Origin of the sequence: Synechococcus sp. CCY9201 (assembly GCF_034931105.1) — a bacterium.
Classification (GTDB): Bacteria; Cyanobacteriota; Cyanobacteriia; order PCC-6307; family Cyanobiaceae; genus CBW1002.
In genome coordinates this window covers 1-16,443 of the sequence record NZ_JAYGIC010000084.1, presented here as the reverse complement: position 1 = coordinate 16,443, position 16,443 = coordinate 1, and the positions used below count along the sequence as shown (strand labels likewise).

Sequence of the window (16,443 nt, the reverse complement as noted above, 5' to 3'; positions counted from 1 at the left end):
GCCGGACAGAGCGCCAGGCAGCCCGCACCGGCGGCCAGCACCACCTGATCGGCCTCCAGATCCGCCTGGGCTTCCAACCGCAACCGCCACCCCCCAGACACCCGCTCCAGTGGACCGAGCACCCGATCGGCCAGCACGGTGATGCCGGCTCGCGGCAGCATCCGGGCCACGGCCTGGCGGAACGCCACCGCATCCACCTGGGCGAAGGGTGGGCGCCACAACCCTTCCAGCACGCTGCCGCCATGCAGGCGCAGACCGCAGGGACGCCAGCCGATCGGACCATGGCGGTGCTCCAGGGCACGCCAGGCCTGCGGCGCCTGGCGGATCAGGGCACCCAGCGCACCCGGAGCCCCGGCCCACCAGGCGACGCCGCCGTAGCTGAGGGCAGTGGCACACGAAAACCCCTCATCCACGAGGGTCACCGCCAGGCCCGCATCGGCCAGGGCCAGGGCGAGCAAGCCGCCGGCGATGCCGCCGCCCACCACCAGCACCGGACGCTGACCCGTCGCCCCGGGCTGTGGCACCGCCGACATGGTCAGATCTGAAGGGTGAAGGAGGTGATCACCTGCTGGAACAGGCCCTTCACCCGTGGCCAGCGCACCTCGTTGGTGCTGGCCGCAAAGGTGTAGAGGCGGCCGCGGTCCATCACCACCGTCGCCAGTTCGTGGCGGTCCCGGTCCTGCAGGTGCACGGCGTACTCCAGGTCGTAGAAGGTGCGGCCGCCCACCTGTCGCTCTTCGGCCTGCACCAGATCCGCCTCGCGGCCACTGCCCGCTGGAGCAATCACGGTGCGGCGCAGGGTCTCGCCCACCGCCACGGCACTGCCGAGCGCTTCGAGGTCGTTGGTGGGGTTCACCTCGCCGATCACCAGGCTGAGGGTCTCGTCGCTGTTGATCAGGTCGTGGAACACCACCTGCGGGCCGCCACTGACCTGCACCCGGGTCCAGCCGGTGGGATAGAGGAAGGCATAGCGACCATCCGGGCTCTGGAAGGAGTTGAGCCCCGCTGCCGCGGCGCTGCAGCCCACCAGCACCACCCCCAGCAGCAGGGCGGTCAGGGCCGGCCGCAGGCGGGACCAGCTGAAGGCGAGGAAGGGCATGACACGGGCGCGGCGGATCGCGCTCCATTCTCCAACCGCCCCAGGCACCCAGAGCCGCCGGGCCACAGCCCGGGGCGACGGGCCTAGATTCCGGCCACCTGCAGCGGATCCCTGAGCGGCTTCACCCGCCCCCTGGCCCGGCTGATTGATCAGTTCGAACGCCTGCCCGGGATCGGCCCCCGCACCGCCCAGCGCCTGGCCCTGCACCTGCTGCGCCAGCCGGAGGAGCAGATCCGCGCCTTCGCCGATGCCCTGCTGGCCGCCCGCAGCCAGGTGGGCAGTTGCCGGCGCTGCTTCCACCTCTCCGCCGATCCCGAATGCGAGATCTGCCGGCAGGAGGAACGCCACAACGGCCTGATCTGCGTGGTGGCGGATTCGCGCGATCTGCTGGCCATGGAACGCACCCGCGAATACCGCGGCACTTATCACGTGCTCGGCGGCCTAATCTCCCCGATGGATGGCATCGGCCCGGAGGCCCTGCGCATCCAGCCGTTGGTGGAACGGGTCGATCGCGAAAGCATCAGCGAGGTGATCCTGGCGCTCACCCCCAGCGTCGAGGGCGATACCACCAGCCTCTATCTGGCGCGCCTGCTGCGGCCGTTCACCAGCGTGACCCGTATCGCCTATGGACTGCCCGTGGGCAGCGAGCTGGAGTACGCCGATGAGGTGACCCTGGCCCGGGCCCTGGAGGGGCGCAGGCCGATGGGCTGAGTGCATCCACCGCCGCTCAGCCCGCCGCCCAGGGCCATCCCCCCTCCAATCGGCTCATTGCCTGACAGCCCACTGCCTGAGAGCCCACTGCCCGCCCTCTCCCTGCCATCCAGGCCACTGCCCTAACCATCTGCCGCCGCCATGAGCTCACCCACCAGCCGCTATGCCGCGATCCCCCCCCGGGAACGGCTGCCGAGCTGGCTGCGGCGCCCCGTGGGTTCAGCCAGCAACCTGGAGGCGGTGCAGGCGGTGGTGAAGCAGCAGCGTCTGCACACCATCTGCGAGGAGGGGCGATGCCCCAACCGGGGCGAGTGCTACGCCGCCGGCACCGCCACCTTCCTGCTGGGCGGACCCATCTGCACCCGCAGCTGTGCCTTCTGCCAGGTGGACAAGGGCCAGGCGCCGGCCCCCGTCGACCCCGGGGAAGCCGAGCGGGTGGCGGAGGCCGTGCACAGCCTGGGCCTGCGCTACGTGGTGCTCACCGCCGTCGCCCGCGACGACAGGCCCGACCACGGCGCCAGCCTGTTCACCGCCACCATGGCGGCGATCCGGCGCCGTGACACCACAGTTGGCATCGAGGTGCTCACCCCTGACTTCTGGGGCGGCCACCCTGATCCGGCAGCCGGTGAAGCCGCCCAGAGGCAGCGCCTGGCCACCGTGCTGGCCGCCCGACCCGCCTGTTTCAACCACAACCTCGAGACCGTCGAGCGGCTGCAGGGCGAGGTGCGGCGTGGCGCCACCTACAGCCGCTCCCTGGCTCTGCTGGCGGCGGCGCGGCAACTGGCTCCCGCCATTCCCACCAAATCCGGGCTGATGCTCGGACTGGGCGAGAGCATGGACGAAGTGATCGCAGCGCTGCACGATCTACGCCGGGCCGACTGCCAGCGACTCACCCTGGGCCAGTACCTGCGCCCCTCCCTGGCCCACATCCCCGTGGCCCGCTACTGGAGCCCGGCCGCCTTCGAGGAGCTCGGCGCCATCGCCCGCAGCCTCGGCTTCGCGCAGGTGCGCAGCGGGCCACTGGTGCGCAGCAGTTATCACGCCGCACAATGACCCCGACCTCCGCCACGACGTGATGCGTGCGCAGCCATCCCTGCGGCTGTGGCTGCAATCCACCACCCTGCTGGCGGTGCTGGCCGGTTATTGCCTGCTGCTGGCGCTGAACCACACCCTCACCTCCCTGCAGCGCCGCCAGAGCCATGCTCAGCTGATTGAGCACCTGAGCAGCAAGTTGCTGGAGCGCGTCTCCAGCACGGCCCAGCTGGAGCAACTGATCCACTCCATGCTGGAGCTACCGGGTCTGACGGTGCGCCTGCTGCCGGCCGGCGGCACCTCCAGCGCGCCATTGCTGCTGCATGGCGAGCGCCAGGTGCTGCTGGTGAGCCGCACCCGAATCGGCCCGATCGCCGGAGATCGCCCCCTGCTGGAGCTGCGACAGGACGTGACGGACTCGGTGGAACGGGAACGGCTTTCGCAGCTGTTGCTGATTGCCGCCGCCGGACTGTCGTCCCTGTTCACCGGCGCCCTGCTGCGACCGGTGCTGCGCCGCGGCCTTGTCGAACCCCTGGCCCAGCTCAGCCGGGAGGTGGCGGCAATTCCCACCCCGCCCCAGCAGGCCGAACTGCTCGATGTGGAGGCGGAGCCGCAGGAACTCCGCCCGATTGCCAGCTCCTTCAATGCCCTGCAGGAGCGTCTGGCCGCAACATGGCTGCAGCAGCGCTCCTTCGTGGATGGTGTCGCCCATGAGCTGCGCACCCCGATCACCCTGATCTCGGGCCACGCCCAGAGCCTGCGGCGCCAGCTGGCCGGTGCCGACCCCGCCGCCGCCGCCCAACCCACCGCGTTGAATGCCCCGGAATCCTTCAGCACCTCCCTGGAGGTGATCTGCACGGAAGCCCGCCGCATGGGCCTGCTGGTGAGCGACCTGCTCGATCTGGCTCGCCTGGACGCTGGCCGGCTGCAACTGCAGCTCCAGCCCCTTTCCGTGGAAGACATGTTGCTGGAAGCGTTTGGACGGCTGGAGCAGCAGGCCGGCGGTCGCCTGCAGCTCGCTTCCCCCGAAGCCATGACCCTTCCTCAGGCCAACGGCGATCCGGAGCGATTGCAGCAGTGCCTGGCAGCCCTGATCGACAACGCACTGCGATACAGCAGCGGATTGATCACCCTGCGGGCCGACTATGAAGCTGGCCCGCCCAGAGGCCTGCTGGTGCTGCACGTGCTGGATCAGGGACCGGGAGTGACGCCGCAGGAGCAGGACACGATCTTCGAGCGGTTCTTCAGGGGCTCAGCCTCTGTAGATACCCGCGGCAGCGGCCTGGGTCTCTCGGTGGTGCGGCTGCTGATGGAGGCGATGGGCGGAGCCGTCACCGTGCGGTCAGCTCCATGCGGCGGCGCTGACTTCCGCCTGGAGCTGCCATCCGCACGGTCTGCCGCCAGCCCCCCAGGACCGGACCCTCAGGTGCGAACCGGACCCTCCTTGAGCATGAAGCCGACGCCGCGCACGGTCTGAATCAGGGTGGGGCGGCCCACCGGCTCGAGTTTCTTGCGCAGATAGCGCACATACACATCCAGCAGGTTGTCGTCACCCACCCAGTTCGCGCCCCACAGGGTGTCGAGGATGAGGCGCCGCTCCTGCACCTCGTTGGGGTGACGGATCAGGTGATGGAGCAGATCAAACTCGCGGGCCGTGAGCTGAACCTGTTTCTCCCCTCGTCTCACCTCCCGGCTGGCGGGATGCACCGCCAGATCGGCCAGCCGTAACCAGCCATCGTCCGGTTCATCCAGGCCGGTGCGACGCAGCCTGGCACGGATGCGGGCCAGCAACTCCTCGATCGAGAAGGGCTTGGTGAGATAGTCGTCGGCTCCGGAATCGAGGGCCTCGACCCGTTCGCGTACATCGTCGCGGGCCGTGAGCATCAACACCGGCGTGGTGATGGCGCTGCGGCGCATCCGCCGGCACACTTCAACGCCGCTGAAATCGGGCAGGCTCCAGTCGAGAAGCACCAGATCGCAAGGCTCTCTGCGGATCTGTCCCAGGGCCTGCTGGCCGGTGGCCGCCTCATCGCAGATGTAGCCATCCGCCAGCAGTTCGGCCACCAGGAAATGACGCAGTTCCGGGTCGTCGTCGACAATCAGCAGGCGCGGGGGCATGGGGCAACCGGAGCGGCAGAACCAGGCCTGCACGGCAATCGAAGCCAGCCTAAGTGCCTTCTGTTCAGTCATCTCTGCCGGCCCCGTTGCCTGCAGCGACCGGTTCCAGGCGATGACCGGTTGAATGGAGCGAGTTTCCCGGATGCGCCCGCGCGTCCGCCGCGGCCGTGATCCATCGCTGGCAGCCCCGAACCCTCTCCGGCCGGATGGCCCGCTGGGGTGTGGGGATCGTGCTCGCCTACGCCCTGGTGGCCCTGCTCACCCCGCTGGCCATCCATCTGGGCGTTCTGGCCGATCCCAACGCCGGCCTCGACAACCCCATCTATGCCGCCCCCTCCTGGGGGCACTGGTGCGGCACCGACCGCCTCGGCCGGGATGTCTGCGTGCGCACCCTGGCCGGCAGCGGTGTGGCCCTGCAGGTGGTGCTGATCGCCCTGCTGCTGGCTCTGGTGGTGGGGGTGCCTCTTGGGATGATCAGCGGCTACCTGGGGGGATGGGTGGACCGGCTGCTGGTGCTGCTGATGGACACGATGTACACCCTGCCGGTGCTGCTGCTCTCAGTGGTGCTGGCCTTTCTGCTCGGCCGCGGCCTGCCCAATGCCGCCGCGGCGCTCTGTGTGGTGTACGTGCCCCAGTACTTCCGCGTGGTGCGCAATCAGAGCGCTCAGGTGAAGGCGGAGCTGTTCGTGGAGGCGGCCCGATCCCTCGGCGCCGGACCGATCTGGATCCTGCGGCGCTACCTGCTGCGCAATGTGATCACCTCGGTGCCGGTGCTGCTCACCCTCAATGCCGCTGATGCGGTGCTGGTGCTGGGCGGCCTGGGCTTCCTCGGCCTGGGCCTGCCGGAAACCATTCCGGAGTGGGGCAGTGATCTGCAGCAGGCCCTCACGGCCTTACCCACCGGGATCTGGTGGACGGCCCTCTATCCCGGCCTGGCCATGTTCGTGCTGGTGCTGGGCCTCTCGTTCCTGGGGGAGGGCCTGGAGAGCTGGTTGAGCGGCAACGACACCGAGCGCAACGCCCTCTGAAACAGCCCCACTGCAGGGCCTGTTCATCCCCTATGCAGCCGCGCGACGACCTCGCCATAGTGGAATCCTCAAGTAGATGGTGCGGCCATGCCCTGGTGGCTGGATGTGGTGCTGCTGTTGTCCGGCGTGGTGCTCTGGAGCGAAGGCAGTCGTCACACCGATGACGTGATCGGCATGCTCGAAAAGATCTTCGCGGTGACCTGCGTGATGGTGGTGCTGCTGGGCGGCCGGCAGATCCCCCTGGAGCTCGCCGCCCTGGCCGTGGCCGTCTGGCTGCCCAGCGCCAACCGCTTCGAGGAAGAGGGACGGGGCTGAGCTCTGCGGCAACCCATGGCAGCGCTGCTGAGAAGCATCAGCACCGCAACCGCACTGTCCGCGGCAGCTCCTCTGCAATCTCGCCGGCCTCCGACAATGCCGGATACGCCCGCCCCTGGCTGCGGCACCAGGCGGCCACCTGGGGATAGGCCCACTCGAACAGCAGCCGCTGGTAGCGCTCCGGCGCCACTCCTTCGCCTGCCGTGGGAACCGTTCCAGCGGCCTGGCGCTGGCGCAGGGCCTCGAACAGCAGGGTGGCCGTGGCCACCGACACGTTGAGCGACTGGACCATGCCACGCATCGGAATGATCACGGCCTGATCGATCTGGGCGGCGGCGGCGGCACTGAGGCCCCACTTCTCGGCGCCCAGCACGAACGCCGTGGGGCCGGTGAAATCACAGCGGCGGTAGTCGACGGCCTCCACACCAAGGTGGGTGCCATAGAGACGGAAGCCCCGCTGCTTGAGGCGGTGGATCGCCACGTTCACGTCTGTCTCCAGCTGCAGCGGCACCCATTTCTGGCTGCCCTGGGCGGTGCTGTTGAAGGTGGGCAGGCGGCCCTGCAGGCAGACGGCGTGGGCCTCCAACACGCCCACCGCATCACAGCTGCGCAGGATCGCCGAGAGGTTGTGGGGCTTCTCCACCTGCTCGAGCAGCACCGTGAGATCACCCATGCGGCAATCGAGCACGGCCTTGAGGCGCTCGAAACGGCGGGGTAGCAGGGGCATGAAGGCGGGTGCCACAGCACGGCAGGCTGGGAGCATCCTCTACCGCGGGCCGCCGATGGCGGAAGCGACCTTCGATCAACGGGTCTGGGACGCCGTGGCCCAGATTCCGGCTGGGCGGCTGGCCACCTACGGCCAGATCGCCGAGCTGATCGGCGCCTACGGCTGTGCTCGTCAGGTGGGCTGGGCACTGCGTCGCCTGCCGCTGCCCACCCCCGTCCCCTGGCATCGGGTGGTGAACGCCCAGGGGCGCATCAGCATGAGCCCCAGCCGCGAAGGTTCGGACTGGATGCAACGGCAACTGCTGCTGGCCGAGGGGATCGCCGTGGATGCCGAGGGGCGGCTGCCGCTGCGGCGCTATCTCTGGAAGGCTCCGCAACCGCCGCTTGGCTGATCCCCGCACCGACGTCGCCGCCGCCGGCCGCCCAGCAGCGGATCCCGGCATTGGCCTGGCACCGCGCCAGGTGGCCTGGCAGGTGCTGCAGGCCGTGGCGGCCGGGGCCTACGCCGATGTGGCGCTGGAACGGGAACTGGCACGCCGCCCCCTGCAAGGCTCCGACCGGGGCCTGGCAACCGAGCTCTCCTATGGAGCGATCCGGCAGCGGCGGCTGCTGGATGCCTGGATCGACCGGCTCGGCCGCGTTCCGGCCCTCCGGCAGCCGCCGAAATTGCGCTGGCTGCTGCACCTGGGCCTCTACCAGCTGTTGTTCAGCCAGAGAATTCCAGCTTCGGCGACGGTGAGCACCACGGTGGAACTGGCCAAGCGGGCCCAGCTGGGTCGCCTGGCCCCCGTTGTGAACGGGATGTTGCGCGCCCTGCTGCGCAGCCGTTCCAGGGAAGCCCAGGAGCTGCAGCCCCCTGTGCCCTGGAGCGGCCTCAGCCTGCCGGCCGATCCAGCTCAGGCCTGGGGCGTGCGCCATTCCCTGCCGGACTGGCTGGCTGAGCTGATCCCCTCATGGCTGACGCCGGAGGCCGCCGAAGCGTTCGGCCAGGCCTGCAACACCCCTCCCCATCTCGACATCCGGGTCAATCCCCTGAGCTCCAGCCCCGAGGCTCTGCGCGAGCGTCTGGCTGCAGCGGCCGTCACGGCCCAGCCCCTTGCGGGATTCCCCGAAGCCCTCTGCCTGGGGGGACATCCCGGCGACCTGCGCCAGCTGCCCGGCTACACCGAGGGGTGGTGGTGCGTGCAGGACCGCCAGGCCCAGCAGGTGGTGCCGCTGCTCGCCCCCCTGCCGGGCGAGCGCATCCTTGATGCCTGTGCCGCCCCCGGGGGCAAGAGCATCCAGATCGCCGAGCGCCAGAACGACACGGGCGAGATCTGGGCCGTGGACCGCTCCGAAGGCCGGCTGCAGCGACTGGTGCACAGCGCCCAGCGGCTGGGTCTCGGCTCGATCCACACCCTGGCCGCCGATGCACTCAGCCTGGCAGCGGCCCGACCCGACTGGATCGGCAGCTTTGACCGGCTCCTGGTCGACGCCCCCTGCTCGGGCCTGGGCACCCTGGCGCGCCATGCCGATGCGCGCTGGCGGATGTCTCCAGCCGCCATCGACGAGCTGGTGGAGTTGCAGCGGCAGTTGCTTGAGGCGCTGCTGCCGCTGCTCAAGCCCGGCGGACGGCTGGTCTACGCCACCTGCACGGTTCATCCAAGCGAAAACAGCGAGCAGATCGCCTCCCTGAGCCAACGGCACCCCGAGCTGGTGCTGATCGAGCAGTGGCAACGCTGGCCTTCGGCCATGGGAGGCGATGGCTTCTACGCCGCAGCATTGACCACTGCAGCCTGATTGAAGCTGTTGCGTTGCGATGTCCTGCCCATGGTGAAAGTCAGGGTTGGGGCGGCGGCTCCACTGGTGGCGGTGGTGGTGGCGGTGGCGGGGCAACCGGTGGCGGGGCGATTGGCTGTTGACGCACGTCGTCGAGAATCCGATTCAGAGAGGGCTGGGATCCACCATCGGGCTCCGACGGTTGGCGAACAGAGCCTGGCGGACGATCGGGAGCTGGACGCGAGGGGGGGGGATCAGGAGAGGCCTGGCGTGACGGCGCTGCAGGACGCGGGGCAGGATCTTGGCGGGAGTCGGCCGAATCGGCGCGCGGCAATGCCGGATCGGGGGCCTCCTGCGCGGCAGATCCTGGCCGCCCCTTTGGAGGCCCCTTGGCGGGAGCCGGCTTGGTGGGCTTGTAACGACCGGTGAGCACCGGCTTGGGCGGGAACTGCCGCACCGGCAGCCCCTTCACCACCGGCTTCATGAAGTGGTTCCAGGCGTAGGTGGCCACCACACTGGTGTTGCGGGTCTCGCGGCTGTTGTCATACCCCAGCCACACACCGGTGGTGAGCTGGGGGATCGAGCCGATGAACCAGAGATCCCGTCCTCCCTCCGAGGTGCCGGTCTTGCCGGCAACCGGTCGATCCGCCAGGGCGGCGCCCCCACCGGTACCGGAGCGGACCGCCTGCTGCAGCATCCAGGTCATCGCGTCGGCGATGTCGCTGTCGACGGCGCGATGACCCCGATCACCATCGTGGCGGCGGCTCCAGAGCAATTCCCCATCGGGGCCATAGATCTCCTCGAAGGGGGTGGGACTGACATACACCCCACGGTTATTGATTGCGGCGTAGGCGGCAGTCATGTCGAGCACCGTCTGTTCGTAGGCCCCGATCGCCATCGGGTAGAAGCGTCCCAACTCGCGGGTGATGCCGAGGCTCTTGGCCGTGGCGATCACTTTGTCGAAACCCAGCTGCTGCAGCAGTCCCACCGCCACGATATTGAGCGAGTTCTGGAGGGCCACCACCATCGGCACCCGGCCCATGTAGCGATTGCCGAAGTTCTTTGGGCAGTAACCGGCAAAGCAACGGGCTTTGTCGAGCACCAGAGTCTCCGGCCGCATGCCCTCCTGAAGAGCGCTGAGATAAACGAACAGCTTGAAGGTGGAACCGGGTGAGCGCAGCGCCTGAACAGCGCGGTTGAACTGGCTGGATTCGAAATCGTTCCCCCCCACCATGGCCCGCACCAGGCCGGTGCCCGGCTCCATCGCCACCAGAGCCCCTTCCATGGCGCCGGTGGCGTAGGTGTCGATCGTCTTCTGGGCCTGGTCATTCCAGGCCAGGTTGAGGCCGGTCCGAATCGTCAGCCCACCCACCTCAAGTTGCTCGGGGGTGAGCACCTTGGTGAGCTCCTGAGACACCCAGCTGGTGAAATACGGCGCCTTGCTGACCCAGTACTTGGGCTCGGCGGGCTTGAGGGCCAGCGGTGCACCCTGAGCCTCCGCCTCCTGAGCCGTATCCAGGAAACCAGCTTCCCGCATCCGGCGCAGCACAATGGCGCGCCGCTGCAGGGCCAGGTCGGGATTCACCAGCGGTGAATAGACCGAGGGTGCCGGCGGCAACCCAGCAATCAGGGCCGCCTCCGGCAGGGTGAGCTGATCGGGAGTCTTGGAGAAGTAAATCCAGGCCGCATCGGCGACGCCATAGGCGCTGGAACCGAGATAGACGAAGTTGAGGTATTGCTCAAGGATCTGCTGCTTGGTCAGTTGGCGCTCGAGCTTGCCGGCCAGAGCAGCTTCCTTGAGCTTGCGCAGCAGGGTGCGGTCCTGACTGAGAAAGACGGTGCGGGCCAGCTGCTGGGTGATGGTGCTGGCGCCTTCCTCCACCGATCCCCGGCTCAGGTTACGCAGCGCAGCCCGGCCGATCCCAAGCGGATCGATGCCGTTGTGCTGATAAAAGCGACGGTCTTCGGCCGCGATGAAGGCCTGCCGCACCAGCTCGGGCATGCGGCCCGCCACCAACTTCTCCCGGGTGGCTGGACCCAGCTTCTGGATCACCTGGCCATCGGCCGAAAAGATGGTGAACGTCCCTGGACGATTGAAGCTGCTGATGCGGCGCGCATCGGGAAGCTGCCGATCCACCGCGGCGACCAGGGCGGACTGGCCCAGAGCCAGCCCGGAGCCGAGAACAGCGGCCACAAGGCCGGCGCGAAGCAACTGGAAAGTGCGTGGGTTCACATCAGCCGAGGGCGGCGCCGACCAGATCGCTGTGACCGATGGCGAGAGCCGTGACCAACATGCCGAGGACCAGGAAGGGTTGGGCGCTGGCCTGATACTTGACATCGAAAGCGATGGGATCCCGCAACAGCCAGATGTCCTGGAAGGTGATCTGGGGGATCACCAGCAGCACCAGCAACACGGCGGCGAAATGCTGGCCGATGGCGATCAGAACAGCCACCATCGCCAGCTGGAAGATGTCGATCATGCCGGCACTGATCCAGCTGGCCTTCTCAACGCCGAAAACCACCGGCAGGCTCTGCAGACCGAGGGCACGGTCGCCTTCAACGCTTTTGAAGTCGTTGACCACGGCAATACCGAGACCGGCAAGGGAATAGGCGAGGGTGAGCAGGGCCGTGGTCCAGGTGAGCTGCCCGAAAAGAGCCTGGCCAGCCCACCAGGGCAGGGCGATATAGCTGGCTCCGAGGGCGTAGTTGCCCAGCCAGCCGTTCTGCTTCAGCTTCAGGGGCGGTGCCGAGTAGATGAAGCTCACGAACGAGCCCCCCAGGGCCAGGAGCAGCAGCACCGGCGTGGTGTGGCCGGCCCAGAGATCGAGCCCCCAGGCCACGGCGAGTCCAGCCAACAAGAGGATCCAGATCTGGGCCTTCACCTGGCCCAGGGGAATGGCGCCGGAGGGAATCGGCCGATAGGGCTCGTTGATTGCGTCGATCTCGCGGTCGTAGTAGTCGTTGATCGTCTGGGTGTAGCCGGCCAGCAGGGGCCCGCTCATCAGCATGCAGGCGAACGAGGCACCCACCTGCGGCAGGGTCCAGTGAAAGTTGCCGGACGCAGCTGCGCCGCAGAGCACTCCCCAGATCAGGGGAATCCAGGTGACAGGCTTCATCAGCTGCAACCGGATCTTCCAGATGCTGCTGGTGCTGCTGGCGCCCTTCATGCCCAGCAACTGGCGAGCAGCCCCTCCAGCGGCCGGTGCCGGAGACGCGATGTCCGGAGACCCGCTGGGTTGTGGACTCTCGCTCACGGTGGATGCAGGGAGGACGTCGATGAAGACCGAACAGAGATGCCGCTGCTCAGAGCGGCACGATCTCGTCGTCGAAGAACCAGGAGGTGGCACCACCGGCAAGCTCGACCACCACGCCGATGCCCTTGCCGTCTGTCACCTTGAAATCGCGGACGGTACCGGTGGCATCCGCCTTGAGCATGGCCACCAGATCGGCCGGAATACGGTCGCGAACCCGGGTGACCCGCACCTTCGACCCGATGGTGATGGCAGCCTGGGACATGTCCGGCGCGGTGGAAAAGTGGCGCAACCTTAACAGCGCCGCTCCATTCACCTCAGGCCCGACCTCCCCCTCCTCCCCTGCCTGCCACCCGTGGTTGCCAAGCGCATCATTCCCTGCCTGGACGTGGCCGAGGGCCGTGTCGTCAAGGGGGTCAATTTCGTGGGGCTCCGCGATGCCGGCGATCCGGTCGAGCTGGCCTGCCGCTACAGCGCCTCCGGCGCCGATGAACTGGTTTTTCTCGACATCGCCGCCAGCCACCAGGGGCGGGCCACCCTGGTGGACCTGGTGCGCCGCACCGCCGAAGCCGTGACCATTCCGTTCACGGTGGGGGGCGGGATCAGCAGCGTGGACGGCATCACCGAACTGCTGCGGGCCGGTGCCGACAAGATCAGCCTCAACTCGGCGGCGGTGCGCCAGCCGGATCTGGTGGCCGCCGGTGCTGAACGCTTCGGGGCGCAGTGCATTGTGGTGGCGATTGATGCTCGCCGGCGCGCCGGAACCGACGGCGGTTGGGACGTGTACGTCAAGGGGGGGCGGGAGAACACCGGACTCGATGCCGTGAGCTGGGCGCGACGGGTGGTGGAACTCGGCGCCGGCGAGATCCTGCTGACCTCCATGGATGGGGACGGCACCCAGAGCGGCTATGACCTGGAGCTCACCCACGCCGTGGCCTCCGCTGTGGAAGTCCCGGTGATCGCCTCCGGCGGTGCCGGCTGCATCGACCACATCGCCGCGGCGCTGGAGCAGGGCGAGGCCTCGGCGGCCCTGCTGGCCTCCCTGCTGCACGACGGCGTGCTGACGGTGGAGGAGATCAAGCGGGACCTGCTGGACCGGCACTTGCCGATCCGCCCTGTTCAGGAGCCTCCGAACGAGATCAACAGCCGCGAAGCTCTGTAAAGCCTCGTTACATTGAGTCGGTGCCGAACCGCACCGTGCGCCTCCCACTCCCTTGACCTCCCTGCTCGCCCTCTCACCTGCTGTTACCACTTTGCTGGCCCTGGTGATGGTGGCCGCGGTGGTGGCGCTGGTGGCCTGGGCCCTGCAGCTGATGCAGGCGGCCAACGACCGTCAGGAGTTCTCGCTGATGCTGGCCGGCTGCATGGTCTGCTCGGCCGCCGTGGGCCTGGCCACCGTGATGCTGCTCACCCTCACGGGACCGAGTGGCCTGCAGGCCCAGGGACCAGCCCCTCAGACCCCTGGGATCGAGAGCGGAATCAGCCTCGATGCGATTGTGCTCCCCTGGGACGAGACGACCTCCTGAAAACCTCCGTGATGCCGGGCGATCCCACCGCAGTGCGTGATCTGTTCGAGAGCATTGCCCCCGCCTACGACCGGCTCAACGACGCCTTGAGCCTCGGTCTGCACAGGATCTGGAAGCGACAGGCCGTGGCCTGGCTGCAGCCACAGCCCGGCCAGCGCCTGCTTGACCTGTGCTGCGGCACCGGTGATCTGGCGCTGGTTCTGGCCGAGAAGGTGAGGCCAGGAGGACTTGTGCTTGGTCTGGATGCAGCCGCGGCCCCGTTACGGCTGGCGGAGCAGCGCAGCCAGGCGTCGCCCTGGCTGCGGCTGCGCTGGAGCCAGGGCGACGCCCTGGCAACGGGCCTGGAGGATGGCTGGGCCGACGGCGCCGTGATGGCCTATGGCCTGCGCAACCTGGCCGACCCCGCCGCCGGCCTCAAGGAACTGCGAAGAGTCATGCGATCGGGATGTCGTGCCGCCGTACTGGATTTCAACCGGCCTGAAGACAGGTTCCAGAAGGGTTTTCAGAGGTTGTATCTGCGCCGCCTGGTGGTGCCCCTCGCCCGCCAGGTCGGACTGGAGGAGCAATACGCCTACCTCGAAACGAGTCTGGCCCGCTTCCCCAGCGGCCCGGATCAGGAACATCTGGCGCAGAGCGCCGGGTTTTCCCGGGCGCGGCATCGGACACTTGCAGGCGGGCAGATGGGCCTGCTGCAACTGGTGGCGTGACCGAAGACCAGCCCTTGACGGCTCCCCGATTGAATCTCGATCGTCAACGACAGCAAGGTGAAGGTGGATCGCGGCATCGTGTCTCACGGCATTCCGATCTCTACCGCCAGGGTTTCCTGCACTGGCTGCTGGGAGGCTGCCGGGGCATGAGCGTCGATGTCTGCGCCGAGGGCGATGTCTGCGCTGCCTCGGAGTGCAGCATGGCCAGGGCTGGTTGTGGAGCAAGGCCCTGGCACCGGAAGAGTTCGAAGACCTCAGCCACCCACGCGAGTCGGTGAATCAGTCGCTGAGCCGCCTGCTCGAGACCTCTCCACCCTGACGCAGCCGCCCCTGGCTGAGGCAGAGCCTCGCGCTGAGGCAATCTCCGTGGTCCCAGCTCCCTGCAGGGGCTCCTGGCCCGATCCAAGGGAGACAATGCCCTCACCGCCCTTGGGCAGATCTCCCCCCCATGCACTTCCAGGACATCATCCACACCCTCAACCGCTTCTGGGCCGAACGGGGTTGCCTGATCCTTCAGCCCTACGACACCGAAAAGGGAGCCGGCACGATGAGTCCCCACACGGTGCTGCGGGCGATCGGCCCCGAGCCCTGGGCTGTGGCCTATCCGGAGCCCTGCCGGCGCCCCACCGATGGCCGCTATGGCGACAACCCCAACCGGGCGCAGCACTATTTCCAGTACCAGGTGCTGATCAAGCCCTCACCGGATGCGATCCAGGAGACCTACCTCGCCTCCCTCGAGGCCCTCGGCATCCGCCCCGCTGATCACGACATCCGCTTCGTGGAAGACAACTGGGAATCGCCAACCCTCGGCGCCTGGGGCGTGGGCTGGGAGGTGTGGCTCGACGGCATGGAGGTGACCCAGTTCACCTATTTCCAGCAGTGCGGCGGCATTGACTGCCGGCCCGTGTCGATCGAGATCACCTACGGCCTCGAACGCCTCGCCATGTATCTGCAGGATGTGGAGAGCATCTGGGAGCTGAGCTGGGATGGGAACCGCAGCTACGGCGACATCTGGCTGCCCTTCGAGAAGGGCCAGTGCACCTACAACTTCGAGGCCTCCAATCCCGGGCGGCTCAAGCAGCTCTTCGCCCTCTACGAAGCCGAAGCCACCGATCTGGTGGCTCAGAAGCTGCCGGCCCCGGCGCTCGACTACGTGCTCAAGTGCAGCCACACCTTCAACCTGCTGGAGGCCCGCGGCGTGATCTCGGTGACCGAGCGCACCGCCACCATCGGCCGGATCCGCACCCTGGCCCGGCAGGTGGCGGAGGCCTGGCTGGAGGAGCGCCGCAGCCTCGGCTTCCCGCTGCTCAGCCCCGACAAGCGGCAGGAGTGGCTGGCGCTGCACCCGCAGGAGCAGCGGGAGGACGCCATGGTGCCCGCCTGAGCAGCGCGCCATGCCGCCCCTGCGCCGTTCGTTGTTGATGGCCGTGCTGATCCTCGGCAGCTTCCAGGTGGGACGCCTCAGTGAACGGGCGGTCTGGCCCTGTCGGCTGCGGCCGGTGGCTGCGATTGTGGCCCCGTTGGTCGGTCAGTCCGTTCCCAGTCCGCAGCTATGCGAGCTGCTGCTGCAGATTCCCCAGTTCTGAATCGCGCTGTGGCGGCCCTGGGGAACGCTGCATCCCAGTGCAGCGCGATCGATGCAAGCCACCCACAACCGGCCCGGCCTGGGGTTGCCGCTGGCCTGCCTCGCCCTGGTCCTGCTGCTCGCCGGTCGATCCGCCCTGGAACCGACCGGGCCTGCCGCAGGGGATCCCTCCCTGCGGCTCTCGGCCACGCAGCCAAGCCTGGAGGTGGAGCTCAGCGGTTGGCTGCTGAGTGATCCCCGTTTCAGTACAACCAGCGCCCCTGAAACCAGCACCACTGAAACCAGCGGCACAGGGAGCAACGGCGGCGCAGGCACCAGCGGCGCCAGCAGACCCTGCCGCGTTCCTCTCCAGACGGCAGCAGGCCGCAGCGAACTGCTGTTCAACGCCTGCCCACCCCTGCAACAGGGCTGGCGCCTGTCCGTGTCGGGCCGGCTGCGGCGCCCCTCCAGCGCGCCCCACCCCCTGCTCAGCAGCGCCGCCGAACGCCTGGCCCGCCAGGGCATCTGGTCTCAGTTGCAGGTGGAGCGCTGGCAAGTGCTCAGCCGGCCGGCCACGCCGATCGCTGACCTGCGCCGCCGGATCGCGC

19 protein-coding genes and 1 pseudogene are annotated in these 16,443 nt (G+C 68.3%); 13 read left to right on the top strand and 7 right to left on the bottom strand.

What is annotated here, in order from left to right:
- Together VB716_RS08860 and psbP are read right to left on the bottom strand one after the other, a co-directional pair.
- Positions 1-533 (bottom strand): FAD-dependent oxidoreductase (locus VB716_RS08860; protein WP_323270270.1); only part of this gene is annotated, 533 nt, incomplete at its 3' end.
- Positions 534-535: 2 nt separating this feature from the next.
- On the bottom strand, positions 536-1,099 hold the full coding sequence (gene psbP, locus VB716_RS08855; protein WP_323270271.1) for a photosystem II reaction center PsbP: 564 nt from the start codon (positions 1,097-1,099) through the stop codon (positions 536-538).
- A 141-nt stretch (positions 1,100-1,240) separates the two neighbouring features.
- Between psbP and recR the strand changes: the two genes are divergently transcribed.
- The 3 genes from recR (at position 1,241) to VB716_RS08840 (ending at position 4,319) form a co-directional block, all read left to right on the top strand.
- The gene (recR, locus tag VB716_RS08850; RefSeq protein WP_231605619.1) at positions 1,241-1,810 is read left to right on the top strand and encodes a recombination mediator RecR; all 570 of its coding nucleotides are present in this window, start codon (positions 1,241-1,243) and stop codon (positions 1,808-1,810) included.
- Positions 1,811-1,951: 141 nt separating this feature from the next.
- A complete protein-coding gene (gene lipA / locus VB716_RS08845) occupies positions 1,952-2,863 on the top strand; it encodes a lipoyl synthase (protein ID WP_322757398.1) in 912 nt (303 codons plus the stop codon).
- Between the two features lie 22 nt (positions 2,864-2,885).
- Positions 2,886-4,319: a HAMP domain-containing sensor histidine kinase gene (locus VB716_RS08840; RefSeq protein WP_322757397.1), complete on the top strand. Its 1,434-nt coding sequence runs from the start codon at positions 2,886-2,888 to the stop codon at positions 4,317-4,319.
- Here VB716_RS08840 and VB716_RS08835 read toward each other — a convergent pair.
- Positions 4,265-4,960, bottom strand: a complete 696-nt coding sequence (locus VB716_RS08835; protein WP_322758855.1) for a response regulator transcription factor — start codon at positions 4,958-4,960, stop codon at positions 4,265-4,267. The two genes, VB716_RS08840 and VB716_RS08835, sit on opposite strands and share 55 nt — an antisense overlap.
- A gap of 206 nt (positions 4,961-5,166) precedes the next feature.
- Here VB716_RS08835 and VB716_RS08830 point away from each other — a divergent pair, with 206 nt between their 5' ends.
- On the top strand, positions 5,167-5,988 hold the full coding sequence (locus VB716_RS08830; RefSeq protein ID WP_197159169.1) for an ABC transporter permease: 822 nt from the start codon (positions 5,167-5,169) through the stop codon (positions 5,986-5,988).
- 87 nt (positions 5,989-6,075) lie between these two features.
- The gene (locus VB716_RS08825) at positions 6,076-6,303 is read left to right on the top strand and encodes a hypothetical protein (protein WP_197154042.1); all 228 of its coding nucleotides are present in this window, start codon (positions 6,076-6,078) and stop codon (positions 6,301-6,303) included.
- A 37-nt stretch (positions 6,304-6,340) separates the two neighbouring features.
- Here VB716_RS08825 and trmH read toward each other — a convergent pair whose 3' ends face one another.
- A complete protein-coding gene (gene trmH, locus VB716_RS08820) occupies positions 6,341-7,030 on the bottom strand; it encodes a tRNA (guanosine(18)-2'-O)-methyltransferase TrmH (protein WP_197154043.1) in 690 nt (229 codons plus the stop codon).
- Between the two features lie 55 nt (positions 7,031-7,085).
- Between trmH and VB716_RS08815 the strand changes: the two genes are divergently transcribed.
- Positions 7,086-7,421 (top strand): MGMT family protein, encoded by a 336-nt coding sequence (locus VB716_RS08815; protein ID WP_197159170.1) that lies wholly within the window; start codon positions 7,086-7,088, stop codon positions 7,419-7,421.
- Positions 7,414-8,808 (top strand): 16S rRNA (cytosine(967)-C(5))-methyltransferase, encoded by a 1,395-nt coding sequence (locus VB716_RS08810; protein WP_323270269.1) that lies wholly within the window; start codon positions 7,414-7,416, stop codon positions 8,806-8,808. The genes VB716_RS08815 and VB716_RS08810 overlap by 8 nt, the downstream gene beginning before the upstream one ends.
- A 40-nt stretch (positions 8,809-8,848) precedes the next feature.
- On the opposite strand, the gene VB716_RS08805 is transcribed toward VB716_RS08810, so the two are convergent.
- The 3 genes from VB716_RS08805 to VB716_RS08795 all read right to left on the bottom strand — a co-directional run bounded on the left by VB716_RS08805 (position 8,849) and on the right by VB716_RS08795 (position 12,303).
- Positions 8,849-10,999 carry a PBP1A family penicillin-binding protein gene (locus tag VB716_RS08805; RefSeq protein ID WP_323270268.1) on the bottom strand — a complete coding sequence of 717 codons (2,151 nt, stop codon included), beginning with the start codon at positions 10,997-10,999 and terminating at the stop codon, positions 8,849-8,851.
- A 22-nt stretch (positions 11,000-11,021) separates the two neighbouring features.
- Complete coding sequence (gene chlG / locus VB716_RS08800; protein ID WP_197172273.1) at positions 11,022-12,005, bottom strand: chlorophyll synthase ChlG; 984 nt, start codon at positions 12,003-12,005, stop codon at positions 11,022-11,024.
- 85 nt (positions 12,006-12,090) lie between these two features.
- Positions 12,091-12,303 (bottom strand): DUF2862 domain-containing protein, encoded by a 213-nt coding sequence (locus VB716_RS08795; RefSeq protein WP_197154047.1) that lies wholly within the window; start codon positions 12,301-12,303, stop codon positions 12,091-12,093.
- 90 nt (positions 12,304-12,393) lie between these two features.
- On the opposite strand from VB716_RS08795, the gene hisF reads away from it, so the two are divergent.
- From hisF to VB716_RS08765, 6 genes and pseudogenes are all read left to right on the top strand, one after another.
- Positions 12,394-13,200, top strand: a complete 807-nt coding sequence (hisF, locus tag VB716_RS08790; protein ID WP_197154048.1) for an imidazole glycerol phosphate synthase subunit HisF — start codon at positions 12,394-12,396, stop codon at positions 13,198-13,200.
- Between the two features lie 52 nt (positions 13,201-13,252).
- Positions 13,253-13,564: a hypothetical protein gene (locus VB716_RS08785; RefSeq protein ID WP_231597785.1), complete on the top strand. Its 312-nt coding sequence runs from the start codon at positions 13,253-13,255 to the stop codon at positions 13,562-13,564.
- Positions 13,565-13,572: 8 nt separating this feature from the next.
- Entirely contained in the window at positions 13,573-14,271 is a 699-nt protein-coding gene (ubiE, locus tag VB716_RS08780) for a bifunctional demethylmenaquinone methyltransferase/2-methoxy-6-polyprenyl-1,4-benzoquinol methylase UbiE (RefSeq protein WP_323270267.1), read from the top strand.
- Between the two features lie 448 nt (positions 14,272-14,719).
- Positions 14,720-15,655: a glycine--tRNA ligase subunit alpha gene (gene glyQ, locus VB716_RS08775; RefSeq protein ID WP_323270266.1), complete on the top strand. Its 936-nt coding sequence runs from the start codon at positions 14,720-14,722 to the stop codon at positions 15,653-15,655.
- A gap of 10 nt (positions 15,656-15,665) precedes the next feature.
- The gene (locus tag VB716_RS08770) at positions 15,666-15,857 is read left to right on the top strand and encodes a hypothetical protein (RefSeq protein ID WP_231597786.1); all 192 of its coding nucleotides are present in this window, start codon (positions 15,666-15,668) and stop codon (positions 15,855-15,857) included.
- Between the two features lie 51 nt (positions 15,858-15,908).
- A pseudogene (locus VB716_RS08765) lies at positions 15,909-16,443 on the top strand (hypothetical protein); the annotation flags it as partial.

Coding starts and splice junctions, on each gene's coding strand:
- VB716_RS08830 (WP_197159169.1), top strand. CDS start 5,167: ATGGCCCGCTGGGGTGTGGGGATCGTGCTCGCCTACGCCCTGGTGGCC.
- psbP (WP_323270271.1), bottom strand. CDS start 1,099: ATGCCCTTCCTCGCCTTCAGCTGGTCCCGCCTGCGGCCGGCCCTGACC.
- lipA (WP_322757398.1), top strand. CDS start 1,952: ATGAGCTCACCCACCAGCCGCTATGCCGCGATCCCCCCCCGGGAACGG.
- VB716_RS08770 (WP_231597786.1), top strand. CDS start 15,666: ATGCCGCCCCTGCGCCGTTCGTTGTTGATGGCCGTGCTGATCCTCGGC.
- VB716_RS08825 (WP_197154042.1), top strand. CDS start 6,076: ATGCCCTGGTGGCTGGATGTGGTGCTGCTGTTGTCCGGCGTGGTGCTC.
- VB716_RS08840 (WP_322757397.1), top strand. CDS start 2,886: ATGCGTGCGCAGCCATCCCTGCGGCTGTGGCTGCAATCCACCACCCTG.
- glyQ (WP_323270266.1), top strand. CDS start 14,720: ATGCACTTCCAGGACATCATCCACACCCTCAACCGCTTCTGGGCCGAA.
- trmH (WP_197154043.1), bottom strand. CDS start 7,030: ATGCCCCTGCTACCCCGCCGTTTCGAGCGCCTCAAGGCCGTGCTCGAT.
- VB716_RS08815 (WP_197159170.1), top strand. CDS start 7,086: ATGGCGGAAGCGACCTTCGATCAACGGGTCTGGGACGCCGTGGCCCAG.
- VB716_RS08835 (WP_322758855.1), bottom strand. CDS start 4,960: ATGCCCCCGCGCCTGCTGATTGTCGACGACGACCCGGAACTGCGTCAT.
- VB716_RS08795 (WP_197154047.1), bottom strand. CDS start 12,303: ATGTCCCAGGCTGCCATCACCATCGGGTCGAAGGTGCGGGTCACCCGG.